Origin of the sequence: Staphylococcus simulans (assembly GCF_002994445.1) — a bacterium.
Lineage (GTDB): Bacteria > Bacillota > Bacilli > Staphylococcales > Staphylococcaceae > Staphylococcus > Staphylococcus simulans_B.
Window position 1 is genome coordinate 72,371 of the sequence record NZ_MRZJ01000010.1, and the last position, 11,703, is coordinate 84,073.

Sequence of the window (11,703 nt, forward strand, 5' to 3'; positions counted from 1 at the left end):
TAATAAGGTTGTCGTTTTTTTATTTGTCTGAGTATCCTCTTTAAGTATTTGAATGCTGTATGAATATGTATAAGAAAGTATTAATTTAAATGAAAGCCTTTACACAACTTGTCTAGACAAGTATAATAAATTCAAACGAGAAAAAAGAGGGAGTGAGTAAGATGGCTGTTAAAGATAAAGATGTAAAAGCGATAGTAAAAGCAATTGGCGGCGCAGAAAACGTAGATACTGCAACGCATTGTGTCACACGATTACGTTTAGTATTAAAGGACGACAATAAGGTTAATAAAGATGAATTAGATGACAATCCGCTGGTTAAAGGACAATTCAAAGCGGATCATCAGTACCAAATTGTAATTGGACCAGGTACTGTAGATGAAGTATACAAACGTTTTATGGATGATATCGGAAAAGATGAAGCTTCTAAAGATGATGTAAAAGCTGCAGCGGCGCAAAAAGGCAATCCAATCCAGCGTCTTGTGAAATTATTAGGAGATATCTTTATTCCGATTTTACCTGCCATCGTGACAGCGGGTCTATTAATGGGGATTTATAATGTCTTAACGATGAAAGATTTATTCGGTTCTAAGCCATTAGTGGAACAATTCCCGCAAATGGCTGACTTCGCAGATATTGTCAATGTCATTGCGACAACGGCATTTATCTTCTTGCCGGCATTAATTGGTTGGAGCAGTATGCGTGTGTTCGGAGGAAATCCAGTACTAGGTTTAGTATTAGGACTTGTGTTAATGCATCCGCAGTTAATCTCTCAATATTCATTGAATGAAGGGTCAAAGATTCCAGTATGGCATATTTTTGGTTTAGATATTAAACAGTTGAACTATCAAGGACAAGTTTTACCGGTATTATTAGCGTCTTACGTTTTAGCACAAATTGAAAAAGCTTTAAACAAAGTCGTACATGATTCGATTAAGATGCTGGTCGTAGGACCTATCGCATTGCTTGTGACAGGTTTCTTAGCATTCTTAGTGATTGGACCTATCGCATTGTGGGTCGGTACAGGTATTACTAACGTTGTAACATTCCTATTCGAACATGCAGGTTGGTTAGGAGGCGCAATTTATGGTTTATTCTATGCGCCGCTTGTTATTACAGGTCTGCATCATATGTTCTTAGCAGTAGACTTCCAATTAATGGGTTCAAGCTTAAAAGGTACTTACTTATGGCCGATTCTTGCGATTTCAAATATCTGCCAAGGTTCAGCAGCCTTCGGTGCTTGGTACGTCTATAAACGTCGTAAAATGGCAAAAGAACAAGGACTTGCGATGACTTCAGGTATTTCCGGCTTATTAGGTGTCACTGAACCGGCAATGTTCGGTGTGAATATTCCGTTGAAATATCCATTCGTCGCAGCTATCCTTACTTCAGGTGTATTAGGTGCATTTATCGGTGCCAGCAAAGTCTTAGGTAACGTTGGTGTCGGCGGTGTACCCGCAATCATTTCGATTCAAAAAGACTTCTGGCTTGTTTATGGTATCTGTACAGTAATTGCAGTTTTTGTACCAGCAATTTTAACAGTAGTTTTCTCTAAGTTTGCGAAAACCAAAGCAAAAGAAATGGTAGACTAAATTTAAGTATAGAACGAAAGCTAACCATGAAAGTGATGAAAAGTATAAAACAGAACATCGTGCAGAGGGTGTTCTGTTTTTTTAATAATAGAAAGGTAAAGGTGGTCATTTTATGAAGAAACAAGATATAAGAAAATCAGTGGTCTATCAAATTTATCCTAAGTCATTTAACGACACGACAGGTAATGGTGCAGGAGATTTAAACGGGATTATTGAAAAAATGGATTACCTTGAATATTTAGGTGTCGATTATCTATGGCTCACACCGGTTTATCGTTCTCCAATGAATGATAATGGTTATGATATCAGTGATTACTATAATGTAAATGAAGCATTCGGCACAAAAGAAGATTTAAAACGCTTATTAGATACAGCACATGATCACAATTTGAAAGTAATGATGGATATTGTGATTAACCATACTTCTACAGAACATGAATGGTTCAAAGAAGCAATATCCTCAAAAGACAATCCTTATAGAGATTATTACTTCTTCCGTAAGTCCGCAAAAGAAGGCGTGCCGCCGACAAACTGGGAATCAAAATTCGGAGGCAATGCATGGAAATATGATGAAGCAACGGATGAATACTACTTGCATCTGTTTGACGTTACTCAAGCGGATTTAAACTGGGAAAATCCTAAAGTACGAGAAGCCCTTTATGACATGATCAATTACTGGATAGACTTTGGAGTAGATGGGTTCCGTTTTGACGTCATCAACTTGATTTCAAAAGGCGAATTTAAAGATTCAGATAAAATCGGTAAAGAGTTTTATACAGACGGCCCGCGTGTACATGAATTTATTCATGAAATGAACCGCAATACATTCGGAGGCAAAGACTTGATGACGGTCGGAGAAATGTCTTCCACAACGATTGATAATTGTATTAAGTATACAAATCCAAAGCGCGAAGAGTTGAGCAGTGTTTTCAACTTCCATCATTTAAAGGTTGATTATGAAGATGGAGAAAAATGGACATTAGCAGATTTCGATTTTATCGCATTGAAACGTATTTTAATGGAATGGCAGCTCGGTATCTATGAAGGCAATGGCTGGAATGCGATTTTCTGGTGCAACCATGACCAACCGCGTGTTGTTTCCCGTTTCGGAGATGATTCAACGGAAGAATTGCGTCAAAAGAGTGCGAAAATGTTAGCAGTAGCATTACACATGCTTCAAGGGACACCTTATATTTATCAAGGTGAAGAAATCGGAATGACGAATCCGCACTTTACAAACATTGATCAATACCGTGATGTAGAATCATTAAATGCCTATCAGAATTTAAAAAACAAAGGATATGATGAAACAAAAATCATGCAGATTTTAGCACAGAAATCTCGTGATAATTCACGTACGCCGATGCAGTGGACAGCAGGTGAAAATGCTGGATTTACAAGTGGTACACCATGGATAGATATTCCAGAGAATTATCGCTATATTAATGTTGAAGATGATATAGAAAGTGAACATTCTATTTTACAAACTTATCGCGAATTAATTCGCTTGCGTCATGAACATGATATTATTACTTATGGAGCGATTACACCTATGTATATGGAAGATCCGAACTTGATGATTTATCAACGTTCGTATCAAGGTGAAACTTGGTTAGTGATTGCGAACTTTAGTAAAGATGCAGTCACATTGCCTAAAGACCTGTATACTGAAGGTAAAGTGATTATAGAACGCGGTTCAATCACAAATGGCGAGATTGAAGGCTATGGTGCTATTGTGATTGCGAATAACGATTAAAGAATAGAGTGAGAGTTATGATTACGAAACCTAAGAAATTCACAAAGATTTATGATGAATTAAAAGCACAAATCGTAAATATGCAATTAAGTTACAGCGATCAATTACCTTCTGAACATGAATTAGTGGAGAGGTACCATGCTTCACGTGAAACGGTACGACGTGCATTAAATTTACTTGTAAGCGAAGGTATGATTCAGAAGATACGCGGCAAAGGTTCTATTGTGATTTATCAAGGCGTCAAAGAGTTTCCGTTTTCTAAATTAACCAGCTTCAAAGAAGTACAAGAGAATTTAGGGATAGTACTTGAAACAGAAGTGAAGCTGCTGGAAATTTTAAAAGCGCATGAAGTACCTGATGTGCAGCGAGCATTGGATTTAAAAGGTCATGAAACACTATGGCATCTTGTGCGCTATCGTAAAATGGATGGACGTGTCAAAATTATTGATGAAGACTATCTGTCAGCTGCCATTGTACCGGGTCTAACTGAAAGCATTGCACTCGATTCGCTATACGATTATATTGAACGCCAACTTGGGCTTGAAATCAGCTACTCTAGCAAAGCTATAACTTTTGAAGCATTTGAAGACTCGGAATACGAAGCATTTGGAGATGTTAATCCGCCTTACACAGCTACTGTAAGAGGTGTTGTACATTTGAAAGATACCACAAAATTTCAATACAATATCGCAAAACACATTGCGACAGAGTTTAGATTTGTGGATTTCTCAAGAAGATAAAGCAGGGACAGAGGGTGCGAAGAAAGATAATTTGACTCTAATTTCTGTTTAAATTAACCCGGTTTTTACAAATTATTAATGCTTGCATTACGACCTTAAAATATAGTATGATAAAACTTGCCGTGCTAGGTGGGGAGGTAGCGGTTCCCTATTCTCGAAATCCGCTTATGCGAGACTGAATACTTTGCCTAGGGTGTGTACTTGTGAAGTCTGCCCAAAGCACGAGGTGTTTGAAGATTTCGGTCCTATGCAATATGAACCCATGAATCATGTCAGGTCCTGACGGAAGCAGCATTAAGTGGATCCTCATATGTGCCGTAGGGTAGCCGAAATTTAGCTGTCGACTTTGGTAACGTTCATGATACACATTCGAAGCAAAGTTGCGCGGTATTTTTATTTCTAAATAGATGATAAAAATGCTTTCTTATTTTATGAGACGAATCAATCGTTAAAATAAGAAAGCATTTTTTTGTGTTTGAAAATAATAAATAACTGGACCCATGCTGTCTTCTCTGAAATCTATAATATATTTTGAAAGATTTATTATACGAGGAGGAAAAGTATGAAAAAACTAATGGCGTTTTGTTTAGGACTTATTATTTTGTTGGCAGCATGCGGGAATAAGGTAGATGGCACATATAGTAATAGTGACATTAGAGTTACAGCAAACAGTGAATCAGGCAATGCGACAATGATTATTAAAGCGATGCAATCTGAAGGGTTCTTTGGTGTAGGAGAAAATGACGGAGAATTTAATGGAACTGTTGATAAAGACAATGGAACTATGAATTTTGATATTCAAAATAGAACGATGAAATTGAAGTACAAAGTCAAAGGGGATAAATTAATCATTGAAGATCCTAGTGGCGATACGAAAGACAAATTAGAGTTAACAAAAGAATAGCTGCTTTCTACTATTGGATAGATGAGACAGCAATATAAAAAGAAACAGGCTGAAAATACACATGATTGTGTGCATTTATCCTGTTTCTTTTGGTTTCTAGCTATTAGATTTCGCAGCATCTACTAAGTACTTTGCGAACTCAGTGATTTGTTTTTGTTTCTCAGAATCTTCCATATAAAGTACACCGTATTCAATCATTTGGTTAAAAGGTGCACCTATCGGAACGGTTGTAATCATATTGCGTTGATAGAAGGGAGTACTTTCTACCATTAAATCGGATAAGATACTCATGCCGAGTCCTTCAGCGACAGAGTTGAAGAGTACACCGACATTATTAGTAGAGAACAGTAAGTTGATAGCGTTGTTCTTTTCTTCGAACTTTTTGATGTTCTGTTTATAGAAATTGCGATCATATAGAATGAAGGGAAATCCTTTAATATCGCTGAGCGACAATTTGCTGAGATAGGCAAGTTTAGAGTCTTTAGGCACAATGGCAGTAAAGCCGCTTGAGAATAAAGGATCGTAATGTGCCCCTGTAACCTCTAAGTCGCCTTCTTGAAGCACGGTATATAAACCGATGTCTACTTCACCATTTACAACAGATTGGCGGACTTCATGATTTTCAGCTTCTGTAATCTGTACATCAATATTAGGATTGTCTCTTTTGAAAGCGGCTAGTACACTTGGGACAATTGTCATAAATAGACTAGGTACGGTCGCAATTGAAAGCGAACCATCCATATTCGAATTGAGTGTATCGATTTTTTCATATAAATTTTCCTCTTGTTCCAACATATCTAATATGAGGGGATAGATGTTTTGCCCAAGCGGTGTCAGTGTCGTACCGCTCTTTTGTCTTTGGAAGAGTTTGATTCCGAGTGAAGTTTCTAGGTTGGATATTGACTGGCTTAAAGCGGACTGTGTAATGTGAAGCAATGTTGCTGCTTTAGTTATAGAGCCTGTTTCTGCAATAGCTTTCACATGGTGCAATTGTGCGAAATTCATGGTAATGCTCCTTATAGATTAGTAATACTTATGTATTCATTAACATTATCCATTATACATTAGTAATCTTTATGTTTATAATAGCATTATTGAAATTTTAGTAACAAATCATAGAGGGAGTGCGCATAAAATGTATCGCAATTTATGGACAAAAGATTTTATGTTCATTACAATCATCAACTTTTTAATGTATATCATTCATTATGCATTAATCGTGACAGTTACAGCGTTTACGATAGATACCTTCCACGCAGGTGAAGGTATGGGCGGATTAGCCGCAGGTATCTTTATTATCGGGATGTTATTCGGTCGGTTATTTACCGGGAAATACATCGATAACCTTAATTTGAAAAAGACATTGTTTATAGGTCTTGTCTTTTCATTCGTTGCGATTGGTTTGTACTTCCTGATTAATAGTTTATTCGTATTGATTATCGTGCGATTAATTCATGGTATTGCTTTTGGTATGTCGTCTACGACAACAGGTACTTATTCTTCAACTATCGTTCCTGAAGATCGTAAGGGTGAAGGCATTGGTTATTATGCACTAAGTACGACAGTTGCTTCTGCAGTAGGGCCTTTCTTAGGTATTATTATCAACCAAAATTTCAGTTTCGAAAGCAACTTTATCGTTTGTTTAGTCTGCATTGTATTAGCAGGTGTACTCGCACTCTTCATTACTAATATCGAACAGCCTAAGGTTGATGAAGAGAATGAAGAAATTGAACCAGACAAAGGCTTAAGTCAATTCTTGCAGAAGGAAGCAATGCCGATTTCTATCGTAGTAGTCTTTGTAGGTATTGCCTACTCCAGTGTGCTCGCATTTATTGATTCATATGCCAGTCATATTGGTTTAGCCGCAGCAGCCAGCTTCTTCTTCGTTGTCTATGCGGCAAGTACGTTTATTGTCCGTCCGATCACAGGTAAAATATTCGATAATTATGGGGCGAATAAAGTGGTCTATCCAGTACTTGTGTTATTCGTAATCGGATTAGCTTTATTAAGTATTACGCATAGCAGTTGGATGCTGCTGTTCTTGGCAATCTTTATTGGTATCGGTTATGGTACAATCTTGCCATCCTTCCAAACAATTGCAATTCAAGCTTCTCCAACTAAGAAGATAGGACTTGCAACATCTACCTTCTACATTTTTGCAGATTTAGGGGCAGGCGCAGGTCCGACATTGCTGGGCTTATTAATCGGCGGTGTAGGCTATCGTAATTTATATTTACTCATGGCAGCATTGCTTGTCTTTGTTATTGTACTGTATTACTTCTTGCATGGACGCAAGCACATTACAATGGAATACTAATGAAAATACGATGTGTCTCTTTATTGATAGACACATCGTATTTTTTAATGGTGCAGCTGTATTTAAAACAATCAAATAGGGTTGCGATGTTCAAATTATTGTTCATCGCAACCCTATCTTCATTTAACCTTCTGATTCAGTTGTAAGCTGAAGTATATGAATAACGCCCCGCATACAAACCCGGGGATAATCATCCAGATATTTTGTACTTTTGAAAAACTCACAATACAGAGGACGATAAATATAATACCGATTAATAGATATACTTTGTTTTTAATCATCTGAAACATCCTCTCTTTAGCTTTTATTATTGGAAGTGTGAAAACATTTCACGTGGATTACTCATTATCTTACCATAGTATTTACAATAATTTTACAAAATTTACATACACTTTCAATAAATTGTACTTAAGTCGTAGAGAAAAGGGGAGCATTCATTACAGAGAGGTATTAATAAGACAAAGTGAAGAATTACGTTATAATAAACCTATCACTTTGACGAAAAACGGAGGGGAACGTATGCAGATATTTCTAGGTACAGTAACAGAGAACGATTATCCAGTCATTGCACACTTGAAAGATAAGAAAGATAGTGAGGGACTCTTCGAAGGGGAATATTATGAAGATAACTTGCGTGAATTACGTCAATTGCCAAACTATAATCATGATTTTGAGATGATTGCACGTACAGATGATAATGAAATCGTCGGCCATATTTTGTTAATGCAAGAATTGATTCGAAATGAAGAGGATATTCAACGTCCTTTAATGATTAAGTCGCTGTCAGTAAAAGAAGATTATCGTGAATATGGAATCGGCAAAGCATTAGTCGAAGCTGCAGAGAGCCGAGCGAAAGAAGCGGGCTATAATGAAATTATTGTAGAAGGAGAGCCTGATTATTTCAGATCGCTTGGGTTTGTACCATTAACAGATTTTAGTGTAGAGGTGCCTGAAGGGGAAGCTATCGACCAGTATAGTGTTTACTTGTTATGGGATACATTAGATGCGAATCCGCAAGGACAATTGATTTTTGAAAATGAAGTGTAGTTTCTATCATCGCGTTCTGTCCTTTACGCGTGCTATAATAATGTTGATTTGTATCCGGAGGTGCGAAAGTGAATTATCAAGCTTTATATAGAATGTATCGGCCGCAAAGCTTTGAAGATGTGGTCGGACAAGAGCATGTAACGAAAACACTCCGCAACGCAATCGCTAAAGGCAAGCAATCGCATGCGTATATTTTCAGCGGACCCAGAGGTACGGGTAAGACAAGTATTGCGAAAGTATTTGCGAAAGCGATCAACTGTCCTAACAGTGTTGACGGAGAACCCTGCAATGAATGTGAAATATGCAAGAGTATCACACAAGGTTCAAACTCGGATGTGATTGAAATTGACGCCGCAAGTAATAATGGTGTCGATGAAATCAGAAACATTCGTGATAAAGTTAAATACGCACCATCACAATCTAAGTATAAGGTCTACATTATAGATGAGGTGCATATGCTTACGACAGGTGCATTTAACGCACTGTTGAAAACATTAGAAGAACCGCCGGCACATGCTATCTTTATCTTGGCGACGACTGAACCGCATAAAATTCCGCCGACTATTATTTCACGTGCTCAACGTTTTGATTTTAAAGCAATCGGTTTAGAACAGATTACAGATCGTTTGCGCTATGTGGCACAGTCTCAAAATATAGCGTTCGACGAAGAGGCCATTACCTTTATTGCGAAGGCTTCTGAAGGCGGTATGCGTGACGCATTAAGCATTATGGACCAAGCCATTGCATTCGGCGATGAACATTTAACGTTGCAAGATGCTTTGAATGTGACAGGCAGCGTAGATGAAGCTTCATTAAATGAACTGATGAATGATGTCGCAAACGGCGAAGTGAAAGATGCATTTGTGCGTTACCATCAATTTATTAAAGACGGCAAAGAAGTGAATCGTTTAATCAACGATTTGATTTACTTTGTACGTGATACGATTATGAATAAAACAGCACAACAAGATGCAGAATATGATGCATTGATGCGTTTTGATTTAGATACACTGTATAAAATGATAGACCTCATCAATGACACATTAGTCTCTGTACGCTTTAGTGTGAATCAAAATGTACACTTTGAAGTCCTGCTGGTTAAAATGGCAGAACTCATTAAATCCGGCGGAGAAGCACCAGCTGCATCAGAAGCACCCGCAGCTGCACAACCTGCAGCCTCAGCAACGAATGATGTAAACAGTGCATTGCTTCAGCGGTTAGAACACTTAGAACAAGAACTGCATGCGTTGAAACAGCATGGCGGTACACAAGTCAATACGCCGCCTAAACAACAATCTTCTTCAAGAGGACGCCGCAAGAGCAAGAACAGCTTCTCCATGACTCAAATTGCAAAAGTCTTAGATAATGCGAATAAAGAAGATATTCAATTGTTGAAAGAGCATTGGCAAGAAGTAATTGATCATGCGAAAAATAACAATCAAAAAGCATTGGTCAGTTTATTGCAAAATTCAATTCCTGTTGCGGCAAGCGAAAAGAGTGTGCTTGTACAATTTGAAGCAGAGATACACTGCGAGATTGTTAATGAAGACGATGAAAAACGTAAAAATTTAGAAGAAGTCGTACGCAGTATTATCAATAAAGATGTTAAAGTCGTAGGAGTGCCTGCAGATCAATGGCTGCAAGTACGTTCTGAATATATTAAAAACCGAAAGCGCGGCAACACATCGAATGGCGGCAATGCTGAGGCAGAACAAGCTGCACCGAAAAATAATGATATTGTGCAAAAAGCTAAGGATATGTTTGGTGAAGATACTGTACATGTCATGGATGAAGAATAAAGAGAGATGCCTTATACTAAGGCACCATCATTGTCGAAAGACGTGACGGCTTTGTGTTATAATTTGCATATCAATAGAAGAGATATAAGAGTATGTCATGTGTTTCTACTATATAAATGCAGAAAATCACAACGCAGCAAGTTGGATGATGTGATGCTCTTGATATCTTTACCATATGTTGAATAACAAACAAGAATCTAAGGAGGAAATGTATTATGCGCGGTGGCGGAAATATGCAACAAATGATGAAACAAATGCAGAAAATGCAAAAGAAAATGGCTGAAGAGCAAGAAAAATTAAAAGATGAACGAGTAAAAGGTACTGCAGGCGGCGGTATGGTTACAGTTACAGTAACTGGTCATAAAGAAGTCGTAGATGTAGAGATTAATGAAGAAGCGGTCGACCCAGATGATGTTGAAATGCTTCAAGATTTAGTGTTAGCAGCAACAAACGAAGCGATGAACAAAGCAGATGAACTCACATCAGAACGTTTAGGCAAACACACTAAAGGCTTGAACATTCCTGGAATGTGATAAAACATGCATTATCCAGAACCGATTTCTAAACTGATTGATAGTTTCATGAAATTGCCAGGCATTGGGCCCAAGACGGCGCAACGTCTGGCATTTCATGTATTAGATATGAAAGAAGACGATGTCGTTCAATTTGCGAAGTCATTAGTTGATGTGAAACGCGAACTGACTTATTGCAGTGTTTGCGGTCATATTACTGAGGAAGATCCTTGTTATATCTGCCAAGACAAACAGAGAGACCGTTCTGTTATTTGTGTGGTTGAAGATGATAAGGATGTTATCGCAATGGAAAAAATGAAAGAATACAAAGGTCTTTATCATGTATTGCATGGTGCGATTTCTCCAATGGATGGTATAGGACCTGAAGATATTAATATTCCTTCATTAATAGAACGATTAAAAGATGACGAAGTTAAAGAATTGATTCTTGCAATGAATCCTAACCTCGAAGGTGAATCAACAGCTATGTATATTTCACGACTTGTGAAGCCGATTGGTATTAAGGTTACAAGATTAGCACAAGGTTTATCAGTGGGCGGAGATCTAGAATATGCCGATGAGGTGACTTTATCGCGTGCGATTGCAGGAAGAACAGAAATGTAAAATAAGTGCAGAGGAGTAATAATACTAGTGCTTTAACCTAGTATTATGCCCTACTGCACTTTTTTTAAACTTTTTTAGAAAAAAATAAAGTTTGTGTTTGAGACAATTGTTAAGGAATTGTGAAGTGATTGAAAAGAGAATGCTTTCTAAAACACGAACGTTAATAAAAGGCTAGTTATAAAAGTACGGAAAAAGGCATAAGGACAAGGGTTTTGAGGCGTGAATTTCAGTTTTTGGGGGTTGCAATTCATCTAGAATGATAGTATAGTTAATATCTGTTGAGCGAACAAAACAAATTCTTCAACAAAGATTTACAAAATTAACTTCAAAAAACTTTTAAAAAAGTGTTGACTTTAGTTTTGAAAGAGCGTATAATTATTCTTTGTGAGTCGCAAAAAACGACTTACAGAAAACG

10 protein-coding genes and 1 other RNA gene are annotated in these 11,703 nt (G+C 37.5%); 10 read left to right on the forward strand and 1 reads right to left on the reverse strand.

Annotated features, from left to right (window positions below):
- Positions 1-161: 161 nt before the first annotated feature.
- From treP to C7N65_RS10955, 5 genes are all read left to right on the forward strand, one after another.
- Positions 162-1,589, forward strand: coding sequence for a PTS system trehalose-specific EIIBC component (gene treP, locus C7N65_RS10935; RefSeq protein ID WP_105994508.1), 1,428 nt, complete (start codon positions 162-164; stop codon positions 1,587-1,589).
- 112 nt (positions 1,590-1,701) lie between these two features.
- Entirely contained in the window at positions 1,702-3,345 is a 1,644-nt protein-coding gene (treC, locus tag C7N65_RS10940) for an alpha,alpha-phosphotrehalase (RefSeq protein ID WP_105994509.1), read from the forward strand.
- A 17-nt stretch (positions 3,346-3,362) separates the two neighbouring features.
- On the forward strand, positions 3,363-4,085 hold the full coding sequence (treR, locus tag C7N65_RS10945) for a trehalose operon repressor (protein ID WP_105994510.1): 723 nt from the start codon (positions 3,363-3,365) through the stop codon (positions 4,083-4,085).
- 120 nt (positions 4,086-4,205) lie between these two features.
- Positions 4,206-4,473: signal recognition particle sRNA large type (gene ffs / locus C7N65_RS10950), an RNA gene on the forward strand.
- Between the two features lie 174 nt (positions 4,474-4,647).
- Positions 4,648-4,989 (forward strand): hypothetical protein, encoded by a 342-nt coding sequence (locus C7N65_RS10955; RefSeq protein WP_105994511.1) that lies wholly within the window; start codon positions 4,648-4,650, stop codon positions 4,987-4,989.
- Positions 4,990-5,085: 96 nt separating this feature from the next.
- Here C7N65_RS10955 and C7N65_RS10960 read toward each other — a convergent pair whose 3' ends face one another.
- Positions 5,086-5,994, reverse strand: a complete 909-nt coding sequence (locus C7N65_RS10960) for a LysR family transcriptional regulator (RefSeq protein ID WP_105994512.1) — start codon at positions 5,992-5,994, stop codon at positions 5,086-5,088.
- Positions 5,995-6,124: 130 nt separating this feature from the next.
- Here C7N65_RS10960 and C7N65_RS10965 point away from each other — a divergent pair, with 130 nt between their 5' ends.
- The 5 genes from C7N65_RS10965 (at position 6,125) to recR (ending at position 11,288) form a co-directional block, all read left to right on the forward strand.
- Positions 6,125-7,306 carry an MFS transporter gene (locus C7N65_RS10965; RefSeq protein WP_105994513.1) on the forward strand — a complete coding sequence of 394 codons (1,182 nt, stop codon included), beginning with the start codon at positions 6,125-6,127 and terminating at the stop codon, positions 7,304-7,306.
- Between the two features lie 519 nt (positions 7,307-7,825).
- Entirely contained in the window at positions 7,826-8,353 is a 528-nt protein-coding gene (locus C7N65_RS10970) for a GNAT family N-acetyltransferase (RefSeq protein ID WP_105994514.1), read from the forward strand.
- A gap of 68 nt (positions 8,354-8,421) precedes the next feature.
- On the forward strand, positions 8,422-10,152 hold the full coding sequence (dnaX, locus tag C7N65_RS10975; protein ID WP_105994515.1) for a DNA polymerase III subunit gamma/tau: 1,731 nt from the start codon (positions 8,422-8,424) through the stop codon (positions 10,150-10,152).
- A gap of 215 nt (positions 10,153-10,367) precedes the next feature.
- Positions 10,368-10,685: a YbaB/EbfC family nucleoid-associated protein gene (locus C7N65_RS10980; RefSeq protein WP_002480398.1), complete on the forward strand. Its 318-nt coding sequence runs from the start codon at positions 10,368-10,370 to the stop codon at positions 10,683-10,685.
- Positions 10,686-10,691: 6 nt separating this feature from the next.
- Positions 10,692-11,288 (forward strand): recombination mediator RecR, encoded by a 597-nt coding sequence (gene recR / locus C7N65_RS10985; protein ID WP_105994516.1) that lies wholly within the window; start codon positions 10,692-10,694, stop codon positions 11,286-11,288.
- Positions 11,289-11,703 lie beyond the last annotated feature (415 nt).